Consider the following 20,660-nt stretch of genomic DNA (forward strand, 5'->3'; position numbering starts at 1 on the left):
GTACATTTGACACAAGACATTGAACTGGAGCATCTTGAAACCAAATGTATTGGCGGTGGTTTTGTTCAGTTGAAATATCGGATGGCTGCGGTACAGGCGAACCCATAGCACAATTTTTAATTAAACAAGGATATAAAGTAACGGGCATTGATGCAAGTCAAAAAATGATTGAGCAATACAAGATAAGATTCCCAGATGCAAAATGGCTACTTGCTGATATGAGAACTTTAGATTTACAAGAGAAATTCGATGCGGTCATTGCCTGGCATAGTTTCTTTCATTTACCTCATGATGATCAACGAAAAACATTAAAATCTCTTGCTTCTTTGGTAGAGCAAAATGGTTTATTAATATTTACTTCCGGACCCGAGTACGGGGAAGTCTGGGGTGATAATGGGGGATATGATTTATATCATGCATCCCTTTCGTCTGAAGAATATACTCAAATTCTTCTAAAGTGCCATTTTAAAGTCCTTGTACATAACATTAGGGATCCTGATTGTGGGGAAGCAACTGTTTGGGTTGCTCAAAAAAACCACATTACTCCAGAGTAAAATGAAAAAAACTTCTTCAAATCTTATACTCAAAAATAATGGGATATCTATTTGGCATCATAGGAGATTTTTTAACACCAATTTTGATGCATCCCATTTTCTTGTAAAATGGTTCAGCACCAGGATCGCTCCATAATTTGAATCTACTAACACCATTTGATTTAAAATCTTCTACCATCATAGACCACATTTTTTTACCGAAGCCTTTACCAATATAATCTAGATCAATAAAAAAATTATCCAGTTCAGACTCTTTATTTCTGATGCTAAAACTATAAAAACCCATCACCTTTTCGGGTTTTTCAGTATTTCTTTCACAAAAAAGTTGCACTGTATTTTTTTCAAGATAGTCTGTGGTCATTTGAAAAAGCTGCATGAATTTATCCATAAATGCTTTATCATATCCCCAATAAGATTTTGAGCGATACATTAACTCATTGATCTGTTTTAATTCATGGACACCAGCTCGTACACATTTTACAATCATCTAGACCCTAACAATTTTTAATAGAAGCGCTATATCCGAATCGCCATAGAGCCAGTATTTAGCATCATCAGTATATTTCAGCCACTAATTTTACATCATACTGAGGCTACTGGTAAAATCGAAAACCAAAACTTTATCCTCTAAAACAATGACTATTGAACAGAATGAATTAGAGATTAAAAATAATCTACATCAAAGCATTACATGGGGACAACCTATTCCACTTTCCCCAATCTTAGCCCCTGACTGTCCTTACCCAGTTGAGGCACTTCCCTCAATTGTTAAAAAAGCCGTAGTAGACTATCAACAATATGGACAGCAACCTCTGCCTTTGATTGCATGCAGCGCCTTGGCTAACATGTCTTTATCATGTCAATCACTTGCCAATGTAGCGCGAGACAACTATTTAATTAGTCCTGTATCGCTTTATTTTTTAATTGCCAGCGGCTCTGGCACCCGAAAAACTGCTGCAGATAATGTTTTTTCGAGGGCAGCGCGTCACTGGGAAACACTTATTCGTAAAAGGCGCGAACCTGAAGTGTTGTCAGCGCTAACGCAACACCAAGTATGGCAAATGGAAAAAGACAGTTTATTCTCCCAAATCAAACGTGCAACCTATACGGGAGAAGACTCGGATTATGCCAAAGAAATGCTTGATGAGTTAATTCATCAAGAACCGGAAATTCCTTTGCAACCCACTCTTTATTTTGAAGATGCTACCCAAGAAGCACTGGCTATTCATTTAGCCCAAGGTTGGCCTTCTGCATCCTTATGGTCTGATGAGGCAGGCATCATCTTGGGTAGCCATAGCATGCAAGGCAATCCAACTCGTTTTGTAGCATTGCTTAATCGTTTGTGGGACGGTAAGACGTTCACAGCACATCGTAAGACAACGCAAGGATTTACCATTGAAAATCGGCGTTTAACACTTAACTTGATGATGCAACCGCTTATCTTACAACAACTTACCAAGCAAGCATCCGGTATTAGCCGACAAAGCGGTTTTTTAGCTCGTTGCCTTATGGCTTATCCTGCCAATAGTATGGGAAATCGATTTTACCAAGAGCCGCCTGCCTCTTTACATTCTCTAACCCATTATGAGCAACGCGTCACTGCCTGCTTAAACCAGTCAGAACAATTAAGCCATCAAGGTTGTATTCAACTTCCATTGTTGAAAATGAGTATGGCCGCAAAACAACAATGGATTTTATTTTTTAATGCAGTGGAAGCTGGGTTAAAACCTCAAGGCCAGTGGGTCGATGTCGTTGATTTCGCGTCAAAGGCCGCTGAAAATACAGCGCGGCTTGCAGCACTCTTTCATCTTTTTGAAGGACGCCATGGGGATATTGGTGTAGAGCATACCGAAAATGCCATTGAAATAATTAGTTGGCATTTGCAAGAAGCACGACGAATTATGCCTACTGAAACCGTTTCTTTGCAGTTTTCCGATGCCCTAAAACTTATGGACTGGTTTATTGAAAAAAATATTAGTTCAACAACCTTACGAACTATTCAACAATTAAGTCCATTGCGAGATAAAATAAAACGCGACCAAGCGGTTGAATTATTAGTGGAGCACAATCAAATACGCATTGTAAAATCAGGTTCAAAAACGATGGTGGAAGTGAATCCACGCGCATGCAAAGTGCCAACATGAGTTTTGTTTAATACTTTTAACTTTATCACACCAATTTACAGGAGAAACTCGTGCCCTTTAACATGCTAAAAGAATGGTTGAACAAGGAAAAAGAAAGGGGGATTGAGGATCCTTCCTGTGCTGTTTTAAGTACTTGTAGCAGCTCTAGCGAACCTCATAGTCGAGTGGTGGCCATTCGGGAAATTGAAACAGAGAGTCTTTTATTTTTTACGCAGCAAAAAACACGCAAGGTTGCTGAATTATTAAATAACCCTAAATCCTGTTTAAATTTTTTATTTGCGATGCAGAACCGACAAGTTATTTTAGAAGGTACAGCAATCCCCATTTCTCAAGAAGAAAATGAAGCTTTTTGGAGTACTCTTCCTCGTGAACGCCAATTGAGATTCTCTGCTTATGCTCCTACTTCAGGACTTGTCATTAAAGATTTAAACCAATTGGAAACCAGGAAAAAAGAATTGAGTGATCAATTTGCAGGACTTCCTATCCCTATGAGCGAGTATTATTTCGGTTTTCGCTTTATCCCAGAAACATGGATTTTCTACACGGTCGGCTCTATTTCTTTTTCTGAAGTAATTCGCTATACGAAGATAGAAGATTCTTGGAAATCAGAATTAATTTCCCCATAGGTGATATCATGTACATGCTTTGTTTTTGTGTTCCAGAAACCCATTTAGAAATTGTTAAAAATGCTATTTTTGCTACAGGCGCAGGGAGTGTTGATCATTATCAGCATTGTGCTTGGCAAACATTGGGTGAGGGGCAATTTATGCCATTACCTGGAAGCCATGCTTTTATTGGGGAAATCAATCAGCTTGAAAGAGTACCTGAATATAAAGTAGAAATTATCTGTACTGAAGAGCAAATCACAGTGGCTGTTGCGGCCTTAAAGAAGGCTCATCCCTATGAATCACCTTCTTATCAAGCGTTTCGGGTTGAGAGTATCTAATAATAAACAATGCTTCCAATATGAACCAACTTACATTCAAATAAGGACCTAAAAAATGTTACCCAAAAATGCCAGTTTGGGACATATAGCCCTAGCAGTTAATAAACTTGCTGAATGTGAGCAGTTTTATAATTTATTGGGATTGCAAACAGAACTTAAAACGATGGGCTACGTTTATCTTACAGGCAATAGCGACAATTGTGAAATTGGGGGAAAATCGTTGAATCTAACGCTCTAATATAAATAAAAATGTTCTCTTGTATGCCACTTTTATCACGATCGTTACTTCCAATACGGTTGTAACCTAAAATAGTAGCGACGATGCAAAATTTTATTCACGAACACTGCGCAAAATTTTCTCACCATGGTTAATGAGCAACGAGATATGTCCTTCATGATCCAAAACTTTTAGTGAGGCGTTAGGGATTAATTTTGCATAAAGATTGGCATGAGCTAACGGAGCTTGTTTATCTAATCTACCTTGCCAAATGACAACAGGGCACTTTATATGGCTCATATCAAATCCCCAAGGCTTTAGGCTTAATTGAATTTCTTGAGATACGCCTGTAATACCACCTTTAAAAGCCTCTAACGATGATTGGATAAATAAATCACCAGCTTCTGTGTCACCTAAAATACGCTGATCTACCTCTGACATTTTACTCGTCATTTTTTTTAATATCCCGGGTTTTTTCAGCATCAAAAACATGAGATTTACCATGACGGTAGCAATTGGGGGTATTGCTTTAATCATTTTATTTATAAACCGCTGTCCTCGTCCTAGACTTGCTGTAGCCTCAGGTATTTCAAAAGGCCCCATACCTGAGACAATCGCTATTTTATTTAACCGATGAGGTATTTTATATCCACATCCTGCAACAAAAGGAGCTCCACCAGAGTGACCTATAATAGAAAATTTAGGGATACCTAAGTAATTGGCAAGAGCCTCAACATCATCAGCCCATGAAAGAATAGTGCGCGTTGGATGTTTAGAAGATAAACCCATTCCTGGTCTATCAATACTAATTAATCGATAATGATTTAAACATGCTATATTTTCCCAATGCCCAGCCTCAAGCCTAGAACCTGGAAGTCCATGAAAATAAAAAACTACCTCTCCTTTTGGATCTCCAAACTCAGCATATCCAAGTGTTCTGCCATCGTTTAACAGAATAGTAGAATTAGTAAAGCAAATTTTGGTATTCATAATAATTTCCCAGAAAGATAGTGCTCTACTGATGCTTCTATCAGCAGAGCAAGATGATCACGATAGCTTACGTTCAGCAAAAACTCTCATAGCAGCTACCAAATAATCAACCAAACCAGGGTGATATTTATTATAAAATAATCGAAAATCTGGATGGTCCAGGTACATTTTTCCAAGTCCTAAATATGTCTCCTTTGTTGGTGTCCAAAAATTATTAACCCAATCGTAATGTTCTTGGATTAATGCCTGAACCTCATCCGAATCAGTCCTAACTCCTTTTGCTAATGCATTGGCCAGCTCAAGATTAAGCTTTTCACCCGCATTTTTAAACTGTTCCCAATTTGATTTTTTCCAGTGAGAAACACGCGTCCAACTATCATCAATTTGCTTTTGTGATATCACTCCTGTTTCGAGCATATATTTTTCGTGCTCTTGTTGTTTGATGGGATCGAAGCCATCATACATTTCCGCATCACGCATAATTATTTTTCCTCTTAAATGTGAAATGGTTTTATCAATCGTCTTGATGAGCGTTGCTGTTCGTTCAAGACTAGATTCCAAAGCAGATTTATGTCTTTTTAATGATTCTATTTTATCAAAATCATCACTACTCATAATCTGTTGGATATCATTTAGAGGAAAACCAAGCTCACGAAAAAATAAAATCTGCTGTAACATAAGCAGCTGCTCTTCTTTGTAATAACGATATTGATTGCCACCATAGTAGGCAGGTTTTAATAAAGCAATTTCATCATAGAATCGCAGAGTGCGGGTACTGACCCCTGAAAGCCTCGCCAATTGATTAATCGTGTATGCCATTTTGCTCTCCTCTAATTGACAACATACACGATAAGGGTTGACGTAACGGCAAGGTCAATAGATATAATAATTTTTTTAAACCTGTTAAAACGACCATTAATCCAGTCATCAAATTGATTGCATAAACTAAGTTAAATTAGCAAGTTTCTGTAGTTGTTATTTTTAAGAATCACTTCAGGTGCACACCATCAAATACCCTATTCATCATCAGCTTAAGTCCTATCTTCTGCTGACTCATAGACTTTATTTTTGTTTCGCTTGCCTACAGCAACAACAAGGAGAATCATTTTATTATCGTTAACTTGGTAGACCAATCTATAGCCAGCCTGATGCAATTTTATCTTATAGCAATCTTTAAGATGGCCACTAAGTTTGGCAGAAATAACATGCGGATTTTCCAGTCGCCGTTTTAATAGTTTTTTAAACTGTTCCTGCAACTCCTTCGATAGTTTCTTCCATTCTTTTAACGCAAGCGGATGGAAATGTAACTCATAGATCATCAAGCGCAACCTTAACTGGCGTAAAGGGCTCTGAAAGGCGTTGTTCTACAATGCTTTTTAGCTCGCTTTCGTCAACAGCATCCATCAGTTTTTCAAAAGTTTCTGCTGGAATTAAATAAGCAGCAGCTACATTATGGTTAAGAATCACCACGGGCATCCCATGCGCATCATTAATAAGTTTTGTGGGATTTTTCTTTAATTCGCTAATGCTAGCGACTTGTGTTGCATATAAAGTTTGCATTTTAATGACCTAAATAAATACCTTTATTATGACTTAATTATAGTGCTTTTTATAATAAAAGGTCAATCATCACGAAATTTATAAAGGGGATTAGGGAAGTTGAATCAAAAGATTATTTAAGTATCCCTAAGAAAAAATTTTAAGCAACATCTCTTTCACGATTGTGCGCCTGCTTGCGATCCCTTTCATTTAGGAGAAAGCCAATGAGATAAAAGTTGTTTTTTCTGTGTTAATTCTATTAAGTTACACCTTCATTTACATTTGATTTTTTATTTCTTATCCAGTCTTTAAGGCTTTCTAATGCACAAGTCCAATCCCAACCTTCTTCAAAAGATTCAAGAGCCTGTTCTGCCTGCTCAAACATATAATCAGCAACCTGCAAAATAAATTGCTTGTCTCTATCTTTATACAAGAACTCAAGCGCATTAATCATTTCATAAATAATGAATCCATACCCATTTTCTGTATAACGGATGTACTCAGGGAAATAAAATGCATAGTCAATGGCTTTCTTTATCTCTTCCCAGTCTCCATTGGCAAGTCGCATTCCAATAGATGCACTTAAAGCCCTCCATAAGACAGAATTATATTGTGCATTTAAAAGAACAATTTCAGCCAAATGTTCTTTAGTAAAAGAGTTTAAATACTTTTTCAGCTGATGCATATCCACAGGTGATTTAGGTCCTCTGTTAAGGTACCGAGATTTTTCAGAAGGCATTAACTTCCCCTTGATTTAAACGTTATTCTAATATTCACCCATTGAGCACCATGCTACTTTTGCTACTCGTTGACAAACGAGCATACCTATATTGATCAGATAATACAGTGTTCACAAGGATCATAACAATATTCATCGCATCAAAATGAATGCATTTATGTAGCAATATATTGCTACATAAATGCTACATATCGCTACAATTTCAGAGATTAATAAATTTCACTGGATCACGTCTTGTTTCTGCCATTTTCCTTATTTATAGAAAATTATTATAAATAAGGAACTCTTTGCAAAAAACAAAAGAACTTAAAAAAACAAAACATGAAGAAACCCAAGCCACAACTGAGGACACCCTCTTTTGCCTATTTCAGGATGTGTTTTTTAGGTGCTAAAATTGTAGCATAGTGTAGCGGCAATGTAGCATTGTTTGTGCTACAAATAATTGATCAAATCCATAACAGGAGACTGCACACCATCTTTGATTTAACAAGTAATTTTACTTATAAGCTTCATTGACTTGATTGTGGTGTAGCAATGTAGCAATTACTCATTGAAACTACAGAAAGCTTCCTTGTTTTTCAGTGTAATCCTCTTACTTTATCTTAATGACAGGATAGATTTGGTGGTCTTGCTGCGGGTGTATAGGAGAGCCAATGCCATCAACAGAATACAAACCAAACTGCGTTAGTGCTTTGGCTGTGTCTTTTTTTTGCTTAGGGCTCTCTGTCTTCTGCTCCATCTGGGCCACGATTGCCTCATATCGTTTGACCAGAAGCTCATATTGGTCAACCAATTGTTTATGGCGTTCAATCGATATTTTGTATTCATCTTTTGTTTGAGATAGTGCATCTGCACTATGAGATATCGTTCCAATAACATATTCTAAGCGATTTTCCTTGTCAGTGATAAATTCATTAATTCTTTGTACAAAAGCTGTTTGTTGTTCTTGATTCATTGATAAAGTGGAAGTAAGCTGCTCCGTTGTTTTTTGAAATATGACAATACATTTGCGCAAGCGTTCCAATTCTTGTTCGATTTTTGTTTTTGATTCGGTTAAATCAACAATTTGAGTCGAAAGTTTGATTTGATTTTGTTGGTATTCGCTCGTTACCTCTTCTAATTGAATTTGGCTGGTATGGATTAATTTTGATTGCTCCTGGTTTTCCATTTTGAGTTGCATTGATTCCTTTTCAAGCTCAATTTGGATTTGATGCAGTTTTTGTTGGGTTGCTTTAAATTTCTCGATTTGCTGATTGAGCTCATCAACTTGATTATCGAGGGATTCAATTTGGCTGGATAATAGGCTGTTGTTGTCTTTGAATTTCTGTATTTGTTCAGCGAATTGCTTATTTAATAGATCAAGCAACTCAACCATCGATGAAAGCAGCGTTCCAAGACCTGCAATACCCTGTTTTAATTTGTCTAAATTGGCAGAATGATCTGCAAAATGATCACCAAGAAGGTAACTACTCGCAGTATAAGCAAACAAGGCAACCAAACTTAAAGTGGTTAGAACTGCCACATGGACAAATATTCCGATAAAAAATGCAGGAGCAACCAATAAAATACCAAAACTTATTTTTTGCCATAGCGGGACTTCATTCCAGTATCGTGCTGCTTGTGAGAGGAGACTGGGTTTGCTGATCATGGAGTCAATGATGTCATTGAGCGCCTCTTTAATTTGCAAGAGTCTTTTATGCGTTTCAAGAATCTCTTCTATTTTTTTGGTATTTGATTGTTCAAAGAGCTGCTCTATAGATGGATTAATTTCCTTTTTATACTTCATAGGTATGTTTCCTTAACCGATTAATAAAACTCTATTGGACTTGCTGAAAAAATGCGCATTGTATCGAATAAACTTAAATCAGTCATCTAAATAGGTGTAGTGATATGACGATAACTACAGAAAAACATTTTATTTTAGGTTGAGTGGTTTGAACGAAATAACAGGTAGGAGCATGCTGCATCATTTAGAAAGTACCAATTGTTACATCGATAATTTATTGATGGGTATTTGAATTTATTCTGAACTAAAACTACGAATATATTTTGAATAGATCACTTGCATGCTTAAATACAGTTTTACAGAAATAATTTCTGTGGATTTAGAGCATGCCACAATACATTGGAAATGCTCTCATCAGATTAGATATGAAGCATTAGTTAGGTACTTTTGGGTTATTTAAAACAACAATTAAAATTTTCAATGGATGCGAATAAGAATTGTCTTACTTTGCATTCGCATCCATTTTTTTACCAAGGTTTCGTATTGAAAGGAGATGGGTTAAAGATTACTTGTTCCTCTTCCTCATCTTCTGTCTTTTTAGGTTCTACATCCTTATTTGACTCAATTTCTTCTTGTTTAGAAGGTTTATCTTTATAAGAAGGTTTGGGTTCCATCGAAAGTGGATTTGGAGCAAAACGTTGCTCTTTTGTGACCTCATCCTTTTCTTGTGCTTTCGGAGTGGGTATGGGCACTAAATTATTTGCGAGCCGTTGGATAAATGCATCGTATAAGGCTAAGGTGGGCATGGTAATACGAAGAGAACGTATGTTTCCTTCCTCATCTTGAATGAGTTGTAAACAATCATCGGAAAGATTGTTCTCTTTTTTAAATTCATTGAATTCTTTTATAATCGCTTCCATGAATTTTTTTAATTCTTCTCTTTGTTCTTCAGTTAATTCATTAGGTTCACAAAGCAGTTTAATCGTAAGGGTCAATGATTCGCGATCACTATCAACCAGCAATTTCCCGTCAGCGATTAATTGTTCAATTATTTCCGGGTCAAAACCCGATTCTAAATCAAGCCCTTCACCATCACCCATTGAAGCAAACTCGCCCATTAATTCATCTGTAGACTCAACTACCTTTCCTGATTTGGTTAGCGATTTATCTTCACCGGAACTTGCTTTTTCCTCGGAGGTTTTACCAGAGCCACCATCACCTCCACCGCCTCCTCCACCATGTCCGAAACAACGACGGGTAGGGGCTATTTCTTTAAAACAAGTTCGACAGCGTACTTTTGCTCCTTCAGCAGCAGCTTCTTTTTTTTCTATCTCTTTAAGTTTTTCTTTTTCTTTTTTTAATAGTTCTAATGTGAGTGCGGCTGAAGAGGTTTGTTCTTTTGCTCCACCTGCTGTGGTTGGTTCAGGAACGGGCTGATGTTTTTCTTTCTCTTTTTCATTGTCTTTTTTCATGAAGGATACCAAATTTAAATTTATAAACATTATGACAATTATACACAAATATTAAATTATCTGCAAAAATTATGTAAAAAAGCGTTATTTTTTACATATAATGAATTAATTTAATGCAAAATTGACGTTAAGTAATGATTTTCGGTTGCGCAAAACAAATTGGCACAAATGTCCTAAACTTAACTGTAAGAGAAAAAACAAAAATTGCAAGGTATGGGGTGAAATTAATTCATTCGGTGAAGGGGTTATGGGTATTAACATGCCCAGTACGAGTGATTAGCTAAGAAAAGAGTCGAGGTTTTATATGGCTGATACATGTACGGGCGGGACAGTAGCATGCTGGATATCAAGTCAGGTCAACATATTAAATAATGTTGCAAATAACTTGCTTCCTGTAGAGCGCTTGATTACAGGAGCAGCGTATCTTATTGGTTGCGCCTTTTTATTTAAGGGAGTCTATTGTTTAAAGCAATATGGCGAACAACGAACAATGATGTCGAGTAATACTAATGCTAAAGAACCAATAACTTATTTGTTAGTGGGTACAATGCTGATTTATTTTCCAACGACCTTTTCGATGTTCATGCAATCTTCATTTGGTTATCAAAATGTTCTTCAATATGCACCGGTAAACAGCGGTAATTCGACTCTTGATACATTATTTGGTAGTGGAAGTGTCGTTGGAAGGCCATTGACTATTATTATTCAAGTCATCGGCCTCATTGCTTTTGTAAGAGGCTGGGTATTGATTGCGCGCGCTGCAGGTTCGGGTAGCCAACCAGGAGCTACTGGAAAGGGTTTAATTCATGTGTTTGGTGGGATTCTAGCGGTCAATATTATAGGTACCATTGAGATGATTAATAATACACTATACGGATCGTGACGCTTAGAGTATGTACAGACATCCATCCTTTTGTGCGGGTCAAATTTAATTTTTTGTGGCTCTATCTTGCGTTATTGATGAAGCAATAAGGAATTAATTTGTTTTCTGGCGCAAGACAAATGACTCGCTGCTCGGTCAAACGTCAGTTTAATGCCCATCTTAGTTGATGAGTCTGAGCGTCATAGTAATCCATCATAAAAAAGCATTTAAGCTGTAAAAAAACCGTAAAAAAATGATCACCCAAAGTGATCGCAATTTTTTTAGTTTAAAATGTGCGCAATACTCCTATTTTTGTTTTTTTATTATGTCTACATCCAATACAGAAATCGCTCAAATTTTATCCGTGAACAAAACGTCTGGTGAATCGGCACAGCAAGAGTTTGTTTACTCAGTACCAAAGACCGAATCCGGTGCAATTGATTTAACTAAGGCCGAGCGCATCGCTGAAGGTGGGACTCACATACTTTATCGATTTCCAGATGCGCCTTTTGTTATTAAATTAATGAAACAAAATCCTAACCCTATGGAACTTGAAGAGTTAGAGAAAAAATATGCTGTTTTATATGAGTGCTTTGACAAAGAAGGGAAACAACGATGCATTCGGGAACAACATATTACTCATCAGGTACAACTTCCCGGAAAGGAACCTCAAGAAGCAGCTTTATCAATCGTTCCATACGAAAAATGTTTCAAATCTAAAGTTAAATTTGATTTTAAAATAGAACCTGCAGAACTTGATATTTACTTAATGGAGCACAACCAGGACTTGTTTGATAAGGCACATAAAGCACTTATTCATAAAGAAGGCTCTGGGGTAGATTTTGAGCTTAATGATTATGTGCTCATTGATGAGCGAATCGGCGCCATTCTGCAACGTTTGGATAGCGATCCTAAGCTTCGGGAAGTCATGATTGAATTTTTAAATCATTATCGTGATTTTTATCAAAGGACTAATATTATCCTGGATGCTATGGGGTTTGAAAACATTCTGTTTTTTAAAGACGAACAGGGTGATTGGCAGTTTAAAATAGGCAGTGCAATTAAGCACGATACAGGGAAATACACGCAGGAGTTATTTGATGCGTTACATTCTGGAAAAGAAGTCAATTTGACTGGTTTTATTAATTTTACTCATGCTTATTTCTCACCGGCAAACATTAGAGCAGTCAATATATGCGCTATGAAACTTGGTTTAGAGCCTGTTATTCATGATGTCACAATCGATTCAACCGATTTAGTTAGAATCTCTCAAGAATTATCAGTAGGAGAGCGAATGCTTGCCTATGCAAGGCATGGTGATTTTGAAAAAATAGATAAAATTCTCCAAGAACATCGGGGTGAGCTTAGTTTTAATCTCAGAGATTTTTGGACATACTCTCTCATCGCTGATGAGTACATTAAACATGGCCAGCCACCAACAGCACTTAAAAATTATCTGGATACGGTGAGTCAATTGCCCGTTATCTTGTCTGAAAACGAAGATGATGCAAAACGAGTAGAAGACTCAAAAAAGGTCATTATAGACCGAAAAAACATGCATGATAAAAAAATAATGCTTCACCAAGAACTCACAACTGTTGCCCTTAATAAAGGGCAACTACAAAAAATAATCAATTCTGCACATACTCCCGCTGTAAGTTATGCTTATGTTGAATCCAATGAACAACACCAACACGGAGTTGTAAAAACTTCTCTTGCTCTTGGCAAAAAAAATGTTCAATCCACAGGTACTGAAAATGCAGTGGATGGTAATACGAGATTTCCAGCCTCTTCACTGAGTAAAATTGTATTTACTTATTTGGTGTTACAGTTGGTCAAAGAGAAGCAAATTGATTTGGATGAGCCATTACTTTCTATTCTGCAGCAACAAGGCCAGGAATATGAGCGATTCAAGGTCAATGGTGAATATCCTGAAAAAGCGATGCAATTAACCGCGCGGCATGTATTGTCACACACTACAGGTTTGCCCAATTGGTCTCCAAATTTATCTTCACCACTCACGTTTGATCCTAAGTCAGATCTAGGTAGTGGATATTCGTATTCAGGTGAAGCGTTTCTTTTTTTACAAACAGTCATCGAGACAAAAACGGGTAAAAATTTAGAAGAGTTGGCTAAAAAGTATGTGTTTGACCCCTTAAAAATGAATCGCTCTACGTTCAAGCCACAACCAGAAGACGACAAAAATATTGTAGTGGTTCATACTCAACTAGAAAAACCGACTTCCATATTAGCAATAGAGCCACCACTTCATTCTGCTGCATCACTTCTTACAACGGCCAATGATTTTTCAAAATTCATGAGTGCTTGGTTGGAGAGTATGGATGATCCAATAATAAAACAAGCTTTTGAGCCAAGCAGTACATACAGTATTGCGAATACATGTGGGTTAGGTTGGCATATTTATAAAAATAAAGATGCAGTCATCGCTTATCAATGGGGTGCAAACCCTAATACACGATCGTTTATTGCACTCAATGTTACAGAAAAAAAGGGTGCGGTATTTTTTACAAATTCAGAAAATGGGATGAGTATTGCCACTCAAATTTTGAATTCTCCTGATTTACATCCTATTGGCGACATGCAAGAGCTCTTTAACTATATGAGTTTTAGTCAAAGTGATGAGGCCGGATGGCAAGAAACCATTGCAGGTAAGATTTGTGAAGATGAGGGTAGGCTTGAAGAAGCAAGAGATTATTTTGAAAAGGCCATTGAGTTAAGGCGTTTGGAATGGTCGAATGCAGTTCATCAAAACTCCTCTCCAGAAAAAACAGTATTTACTTCTCCAATGGAGCCTTTTGTAGGAAATTATAATAATGAAGTAGAAATCGACCTAAGAGAAGGAAGTTTAATCTGTAGGCGTTCTAATAGTGAAACGAAGCTTGTGCGAATATCAGAAACTGAATTTCTGCCTGAAGAGGATCCGTCGTTTAAAATAAGTTTCAAAAGAGATCTCGTAGAAATTCGTTCTATCCATGGTGAGCAAACCTTATTGTTTAAACAATCTTTACCAAACCCCCAATTAGAAACTGCTCATGAAAAAACAGGTGGAACAAAGGAGCAACCCTCTTTAACAACCGTTGATTCAGGAAAAAAAGTGATGTTGCATGACTTGATGAACAAAGCCTACATTCCTGGAATATCCATTGCCACTATTTCTGATGGAACACTTTCTTGGAACGGTGCGTTTGGTATTTCTGATATGGACTCAGGAGATTGTGTTGATGAGTCTACTGTATTTGAGGCGTGTTCCTTGAGTAAACCCTTGTTTGCTTATTTAGTATTAAAGCTGATAGAAAAAGACCAACTGCCACAAGACTTCCTGACTCAATCCTTACCTGAAATAGAATATGGACGATTTAAGAGTGAGGACAGAGAAAAAGTAGTGTCTTTAACTCCACAAATGATTTTGTCGCATCAAACAGGATTACCTAACTGGGAGCCTGGTAATAATCAACTTGAGTTTCAATTCAAACCGGGTGACCAATACCATTATTCTGGTGAAGGGTATCACTATTTACAGAAAGTCATTGAAGCAAAAATGGGTAAAGGTCTTGAACAGCTTGCCCAAGAATATGTATTCACACCGCTTGGAATGAAAAACAGTCACTTTGAACATGCTCGTTTTGAGCCAGGAACACAATTTGCCTCCCGTCATAATGAACTCATGCAGCCTCAACCGTATAGAGATGAAGTAACTGCCGCTGGGTCGTTACAAACTACAGCATATGATTATGCACAATTTGTCATGGCACTACTCAAAGAGCAAACGCTGAGAAAGACAGCAATGAACGAGCTCGTCTCAACAGAAAAAGATGAAACAGCACGAAAGAAAGAGATCCCCCAAGAAGTGTTACAATCCGTATTTTGGGGATTAGGGTGGGGTTTAGAAAAAACAGAGGAAGGAACATTGGCATTCCATTGGGGAGACACATCAGGGGCGAAGGCATTTGTTGCAATAAACCCTGAAAATGGTTCAGCGATTTGTTATTTTGCGAACAGCCAAAATGGGTTATCTCTTGTCAAAGAACTAGTAACTCCTCATGTTGGTGTAACAAAAGGCCTCGATTACCTTTGTGGCAAATATGATTATACACACTATGATAAACCAGGTTACAAAGAACGACATGAAGGTTTACTGGCTGAATCACGAGGCGATTATGTCACTGCAAAAATCCACTTGCTCAAGGCCATTGAATTGGAACCTAAATATACGGGTGAACTGAGGCAACACATTGAGTGTTATGATAAGCCGGGTTGGAAAGAGCAACAGGAAGGAATAAAAGCAGAATTAAAAGGTGATTATAAAACCGCCATAATCAAATTCAATCAAGCACTGGTGCAAGATTTAGAGTCTGAGAGGCAAATTGAAAAACACCTTGCATGGTTAAATGATTTGGATCATCCAATTGCGGTAGGAAAAGAAAAATTACAGGAATATACGGGTAAGTATGGACCTCATGAAATAACCCTTGAAGGAGAGTCACTCAAGCTTCAATCATTTGGACAAAGCTATAAGCTTGTTCCTGTGGGTAAGAATATTTTTTCACCAGAGAAAAACCTAAATTTTCGTCTTGAGTTTGACCCAGAACGAGGGCACGTTGCCTATCATTTTCTCGATCTTGCATTTCAACCCATTATAGAGAAGAAGCAAAAAACAACTGTTCCTATATCAAAAATGAAATTGGAAGAGGTGATGAAAAAAGCCGATATTCCAGGAATATCAGTTGCCACGGTAAATCATGAAGGAGTTATTTCTACACCACTCGTTAAAGGCACAGTCAGCTCAACCCAATGTGGGTTATTGAAGATGTCTTTAGCTAAAGTTAAGGAAGAGCAAAGTAAATTTTATAAATCGTATTACATCCTTACCGAAGAAGGCTTGCTTTATTATAACAAATCGAAGGATAAACTTCATAAGCTTGAACTGGATGAATATCAGCTCGAAGAAGTACGTCAAAGTTTCTCCAAAGACGAACAAATAGATATCTTGTCGGATGATCAATTAAGTGAGATTACCTCGATTACAGACCATCTTCATTCAAGCCCTTCTATGGAAGTAACTCCTGAAACAGTTTTTGGAGCCGCATCACTGAGTAAACCTGTATTTGCCTATTTAGTACTAAAATTAATCGCAGCAAATAATGCGAATAAAGCCCAACCTGGACTAGGACAATTTAACGCCAAATTTGATTTAAAAACCCCTCTTTATCAAGTTTTTCCAGAGATACTAAAAAAATTCCGCAAAGAAGATGAAGATAAGGCCAAGCTTTTGACCACAGAGATGGTATTATCCCACACGACAGGGCTACCTATTACGCATGATGAGAGCAAAAGATTCATTGAATTTCAGTTTGCCCCTGGCACAAAATATGCCTATTCGGGTCCAGGAATTGCTTACTTGCAAGAAGTCATCGAAGCATTAACTGACTCTAATCTTGAAACACTTGCCCAAGAACACATCTTTGGGGAAAAAGCGTTAAACATGAAGCACAGTAGTTTTCACACCGATAAAAGCAGGTCTCCGCAAGCGGCAAATAGCCTCTATACAACGCCAAGTGATTATGCCAAATTTATAGTAGCTTGGATGAATGATGAAGAGCTACAGTATGCATTTCAACCCATGGTTTCCATGAACAATGATTATTTACCTGGCAACTGGCCAATGGATGTCAATGGATTAGAACAGGATAAAAACCATGTGGCATGGGGTTTAGGTTTTGGATTACAAATCGATAAGCAATGTGGGTGCGGTCTTCTTAAAGTGACAACCGATCCAAGCCAATCCCCCTTTGATTGCATCGAAGGCTTATTGGAGGAGAGAAATGCGGTCATCCTATTTAATGATACGCTTTTTTATGCAGATCAAACCAATCGAACGGTTCAGAAAATCGAATTGACACAGAGTAATCAGGATGATTTTAATAGGCTAAAAGAAAAATGCACCGAGTCCTATCAATTAGCCCAAGGGAGTGAATTAAAATTGATTACCTCTGTAACAGGACGTATCCATAGTGCAAAGAGAGCCTATCATTCCGGTGATATGAATGAATACAGAGCGTGGGTGGCTATGAATTTAGAAGACAAGTCGGCTGTAGTTTATTTTGCCAACTCGCATAATGGTCATATTCTAGCAGATTCAATCATCTCTCCAGAAGTAGAGATAGATAACGTATTTAATTACTTTTTTCAAACCTATGGATTTGCACGGAATTTTGATGAGCTACAAGGAATCACTAATTTTCATGGGGTAAATTCCAATTGTTTAAAGAAAACTTCGCCTAAGATTGAAGAAAAACCAGATACACCCAAAGAATTAGAAAAAGGAACTGCTATGAGTGAAGAATCAGAACAGCTCACTACCTCTTTACCCAAAGCAAAAACATTAACTTTAGGATTTTTGACACCAGATAAGAGAAAGGAAAAAAATCAACAGGATAATTATTGTGGATTTAAATCAGGGTTTCTCATAGGTAAGTCTTTTTAAACTAATTGCTTAGCATATTCGGGTAGCTTTGTGGGTACGAAGAACATATTATTAAGAATAAAAGGTCGAGCAGACGGATTTGAATAAAAGCGTTATTACATTTTGAGATAACACCATACCTATAAGGGAGTATACGGTGATGGATGATAAAATCTGTGAGCATTGCTATCCTGAAAAGCGCTGTCATGTTAGAAGAAAATTTTTTAGTTTATTCGATTATTTTATATTCAATCCATTGATCTATTTTTTATCTAAAACGTTTCTCCTATCAGATCAGGATTTTTTACGTTTCGATAATCTATTAAATAGGATGTCCATTACTATTTTTCAAAAATTAAAATTATTTACCAAAACCAATATCATTGATAGGAGTCAATGGAATAACAGCATACTTGCATTATGGGATGAAGCGCAACGAAGGGGGTTAGAGCTCTATAATTTTAAGGAGTCCCAATTACACACGTTGTATTTTATGTTGGTATTTCATGGTAAAAAATATTATTTTACACAAACCCCTATTTCTCTTCTTTATCAAAAAAATACCTGCTTTGATGATGATACCAAATACGATAATAAATGGATCCTCAAAAAGAAATTATTGAACCAAAAAATTCCCTGTCCTGTAGGAAGGGTTTTTATTTCCAGTAAAAGCGCGTATCAATATGGCATTGAATTAGGGTTTCCTCTTGCTGTGAAGCCAGTATCCGAATCCCTAAGTATCCATGCCTTTTGTACTATTCAAACGCCGAAAGAATTAAAAGAGGCAATTAACATAGTAAAGCAAGTTGATTTTCGTGTATTGGTTGAGCAACACATTCCTGGCAATGTTTATCGCTCATTAATTATTAATGATTCATTAATCGCTTGTGTGATGCGTCAACCTGGGAGCGTTATTGGTGATGGTATCAGTACTTTTGCAGAATTAATCGATAAAAAGAATAAAGCTGCTGTTGGTAGTAATTCACACAAAATTATTCTCAATAGTTACTTGAAGAAAATCCTAGAGGCTCAGGGAGTTACACAAAACACAGTACTAAACAAAGGACAACAAATCTTTATTTCAAAAAAAGTGACTATGGGTAGTGGTGCAAAAATTAGTAATGTTATCGATTTAATCCATCCAGAGAACAAATTGTTATTGGAAAAAGTACATAAAATTCTCAATATACCCCTTACAGGTCTTGATTTTATTTGTCAGGATATTTCTCTTCCATGGCATAAGCAACCATTTGGTATTATTGAAAACAATAGTTTTCCCTATATCGACTTGCATCTTAATCCTTCTGATGGGGAGCGAATTAATGTGCCAAGTAAAATTTGGGACTATGTATTAAATGGTTTAGATCAAAGAGGTGGCGATGATTCGATTAAAATGGATTAAAAAATCAGCGAGCAAATGCTTGTTTCTTCACTTCCTTCTTAAAAATTACTTTATACTGCAAAGGGGGGCTCGGTAATTAGATGATTATTAATAGAGCAACACACAATATCCAAATTAGTGTACTTGTCATATAAGGATATGGATAACTCTTGTAGTTTTTCTTTCGAGTAAAAAAATCAATAATCAGTACAGGAACAACAGAAAAGAACGTTAATAAGATGACTAATGCTGCGGATTCTGCACCTTGCTGGAAAGGCATAATCCTTATCAAAAAGGCCAGTGTATCGTGCAAAAATTGATGCGAATAAAAAAGTACCCCCACAAACAAAAAATCAAAAGTATAGATAAACCAAGACGCAGCAAGCATTGGTAGAAGTAGCTTAGCTCCTTTTATTGCCCATAGCTTCTTGAAGGATTTGCTAAACTCCTCTGAAAAAAGAACCATAACAACACCGAAGAGAACAACTAAAGCAAATAACATTTATTTGATCCTTTTCTCAACATCGTTCAATGCCCCTAATGTGTATCAAGTTGCATTGATAAAGCCTTATCTTCTTATGAATGTGTTTTTGACGCGTTCAATTGCACGACGAATTTTTTGTTCAGGTCGAGCGCTAAATGAATTCCCATTGAAAAAATATTCTTCATCTTCAGGAGATTGCTTAGAAAAAAAGTAATTAAACACACAACATCGAGGAGCGTTACATAAAACTGGATTTACGGCATGCCAAGAGGTTCGATTTGTTTCCATCACAAGCAGGCGATTAAAAAGACTAGGGACAACAATGCAATTTTTAATTTCTTTATCCCATAATTCATAATTTCCACCATTTTCGAGTCGCCAATTAGGAGACACATAATAAAGTACATTTACTGTTCGATAGTGTTTTCTATCTACATCATGCGAGTTATCCAAATGAGGATTAAGACGGTATCCTTTGAGTAATGTGCTAATGCCACCAGCAAACTGTGATGGATCAGGAATTTGGTTTTTAATCCCAGTTATCTCTTCAATCACCGCAACAACTTTAGGGGCTTGAATCGCAAAATTAATATCTTGCAATAAACTGGATGCATCTTTTAAGTGGCTGTATTTTAACTTTAATTTTCCAGGAATACTTAATAGATGCATTTGGTTTGGGTTAGGGAAATCGGTATATATTTTTTCAGCAATTTCAGTTGGAAGAAGGTCATCTAGGGTAAAGTAACGGGCAACTTTTATAGGATGCTCAAGAAAGAACTGTTGTTTCAAATGCTCCTTAGTTTCATTTAATCTATCTACAATCAGATCCGTTAATTGATTTCTTGTATTAGTTGCCATTTTAAAATCTTATATTTGTATATTTATTAAAATAATAGTCTATTTTTTATATGGCTATGGGGATTGTAGAGGCTATGATTGAATTCAAGTGATGAATTGGACTGTTTAAAGTTCATTTTAGGTTAAGTTATTGGACTATAGTATAACCTGGATTTTCTATTTTCGACGGAACTCATCTTTTTATATCTCTCTGTCTCGGCCTTTTATGCTACTATCCTCGTTTTGAAGTTCGTCCGGTAGGGGAAGGCATAGGCTGCTACAATT

18 protein-coding genes are annotated in these 20,660 nt (G+C 36.8%); 8 read left to right on the forward strand and 10 right to left on the reverse strand.

Going from position 1 to position 20,660, the window contains the following annotated elements:
• Positions 1–44 precede the first annotated feature (44 nt).
• A complete protein-coding gene (locus tag OQJ13_RS16360; RefSeq protein WP_021460632.1) occupies positions 45–554 on the forward strand; it encodes a class I SAM-dependent methyltransferase in 510 nt (169 codons plus the stop codon).
• 16 nt (positions 555–570) lie between these two features.
• On the opposite strand, the gene OQJ13_RS16365 is transcribed toward OQJ13_RS16360, so the two are convergent.
• A complete protein-coding gene (locus tag OQJ13_RS16365; RefSeq protein ID WP_021582682.1) occupies positions 571–1,041 on the reverse strand; it encodes a GNAT family N-acetyltransferase in 471 nt (156 codons plus the stop codon).
• Positions 1,042–1,189: 148 nt separating this feature from the next.
• Between OQJ13_RS16365 and OQJ13_RS16370 the strand changes: the two genes are divergently transcribed.
• The 4 genes from OQJ13_RS16370 to OQJ13_RS16385 are packed head-to-tail and all read left to right on the forward strand — an operon-like array spanning position 1,190 to position 3,882.
• Positions 1,190–2,698 carry a YfjI family protein gene (locus OQJ13_RS16370; protein ID WP_021460635.1) on the forward strand — a complete coding sequence of 503 codons (1,509 nt, stop codon included), beginning with the start codon at positions 1,190–1,192 and terminating at the stop codon, positions 2,696–2,698.
• Between the two features lie 50 nt (positions 2,699–2,748).
• On the forward strand, positions 2,749–3,324 hold the full coding sequence (locus tag OQJ13_RS16375; protein ID WP_021582681.1) for a pyridoxine/pyridoxamine 5'-phosphate oxidase: 576 nt from the start codon (positions 2,749–2,751) through the stop codon (positions 3,322–3,324).
• A gap of 8 nt (positions 3,325–3,332) precedes the next feature.
• Positions 3,333–3,644 (forward strand): hypothetical protein, encoded by a 312-nt coding sequence (locus OQJ13_RS16380; protein WP_025520126.1) that lies wholly within the window; start codon positions 3,333–3,335, stop codon positions 3,642–3,644.
• Positions 3,645–3,699: 55 nt separating this feature from the next.
• Complete coding sequence (locus tag OQJ13_RS16385) at positions 3,700–3,882, forward strand: hypothetical protein (protein WP_011212541.1); 183 nt, start codon at positions 3,700–3,702, stop codon at positions 3,880–3,882.
• Between the two features lie 93 nt (positions 3,883–3,975).
• Here OQJ13_RS16385 and OQJ13_RS16390 read toward each other — a convergent pair whose 3' ends face one another.
• The 7 genes from OQJ13_RS16390 to OQJ13_RS16420 all read right to left on the reverse strand — a co-directional run bounded on the left by OQJ13_RS16390 (position 3,976) and on the right by OQJ13_RS16420 (position 10,327).
• Positions 3,976–4,851 (reverse strand): alpha/beta fold hydrolase, encoded by an 876-nt coding sequence (locus tag OQJ13_RS16390; protein WP_011212542.1) that lies wholly within the window; start codon positions 4,849–4,851, stop codon positions 3,976–3,978.
• 57 nt (positions 4,852–4,908) lie between these two features.
• Positions 4,909–5,670: a MerR family transcriptional regulator gene (locus OQJ13_RS16395; protein WP_011212543.1), complete on the reverse strand. Its 762-nt coding sequence runs from the start codon at positions 5,668–5,670 to the stop codon at positions 4,909–4,911.
• 212 nt (positions 5,671–5,882) lie between these two features.
• Positions 5,883–6,170 (reverse strand): type II toxin-antitoxin system RelE family toxin, encoded by a 288-nt coding sequence (locus OQJ13_RS16400; RefSeq protein ID WP_011212544.1) that lies wholly within the window; start codon positions 6,168–6,170, stop codon positions 5,883–5,885.
• Positions 6,160–6,411 carry a type II toxin-antitoxin system Phd/YefM family antitoxin gene (locus tag OQJ13_RS16405; protein WP_011212545.1) on the reverse strand — a complete coding sequence of 84 codons (252 nt, stop codon included), beginning with the start codon at positions 6,409–6,411 and terminating at the stop codon, positions 6,160–6,162. The genes OQJ13_RS16400 and OQJ13_RS16405 overlap by 11 nt, the downstream gene beginning before the upstream one ends.
• A 238-nt stretch (positions 6,412–6,649) precedes the next feature.
• Entirely contained in the window at positions 6,650–7,129 is a 480-nt protein-coding gene (locus OQJ13_RS16410) for a hypothetical protein (protein ID WP_021460582.1), read from the reverse strand.
• 592 nt (positions 7,130–7,721) lie between these two features.
• A complete protein-coding gene (locus OQJ13_RS16415; protein WP_265711996.1) occupies positions 7,722–8,915 on the reverse strand; it encodes a hypothetical protein in 1,194 nt (397 codons plus the stop codon).
• Between the two features lie 467 nt (positions 8,916–9,382).
• Entirely contained in the window at positions 9,383–10,327 is a 945-nt protein-coding gene (locus OQJ13_RS16420) for a hypothetical protein (protein ID WP_265711997.1), read from the reverse strand.
• A gap of 304 nt (positions 10,328–10,631) precedes the next feature.
• On the opposite strand from OQJ13_RS16420, the gene OQJ13_RS16425 reads away from it, so the two are divergent.
• The 3 genes from OQJ13_RS16425 (at position 10,632) to OQJ13_RS16435 (ending at position 19,075) form a co-directional block, all read left to right on the forward strand.
• The gene (locus OQJ13_RS16425) at positions 10,632–11,210 is read left to right on the forward strand and encodes a type IV secretion protein IcmC (RefSeq protein WP_265711998.1); all 579 of its coding nucleotides are present in this window, start codon (positions 10,632–10,634) and stop codon (positions 11,208–11,210) included.
• Between the two features lie 304 nt (positions 11,211–11,514).
• Positions 11,515–17,694, forward strand: a complete 6,180-nt coding sequence (locus OQJ13_RS16430; RefSeq protein WP_265711999.1) for a serine hydrolase domain-containing protein — start codon at positions 11,515–11,517, stop codon at positions 17,692–17,694.
• A 139-nt stretch (positions 17,695–17,833) separates the two neighbouring features.
• The gene (locus OQJ13_RS16435) at positions 17,834–19,075 is read left to right on the forward strand and encodes a hypothetical protein (RefSeq protein ID WP_265712000.1); all 1,242 of its coding nucleotides are present in this window, start codon (positions 17,834–17,836) and stop codon (positions 19,073–19,075) included.
• Positions 19,076–19,151: 76 nt separating this feature from the next.
• Here the strand turns inward: OQJ13_RS16435 and OQJ13_RS16440 are convergent, their stop codons facing one another.
• Together OQJ13_RS16440 and OQJ13_RS16445 are read right to left on the reverse strand one after the other, a co-directional pair.
• Positions 19,152–19,556 carry a hypothetical protein gene (locus tag OQJ13_RS16440; RefSeq protein WP_265712001.1) on the reverse strand — a complete coding sequence of 135 codons (405 nt, stop codon included), beginning with the start codon at positions 19,554–19,556 and terminating at the stop codon, positions 19,152–19,154.
• A gap of 66 nt (positions 19,557–19,622) precedes the next feature.
• Positions 19,623–20,396, reverse strand: coding sequence for a 2OG-Fe(II) oxygenase (locus OQJ13_RS16445; protein ID WP_265712002.1), 774 nt, complete (start codon positions 20,394–20,396; stop codon positions 19,623–19,625).
• Between the last annotated feature and the right edge of the window lie 264 nt (positions 20,397–20,660).

This window comes from Legionella sp. PATHC035 (assembly GCF_026191115.1).
Classification (GTDB): Bacteria; Pseudomonadota; Gammaproteobacteria; order Legionellales; family Legionellaceae; genus Legionella.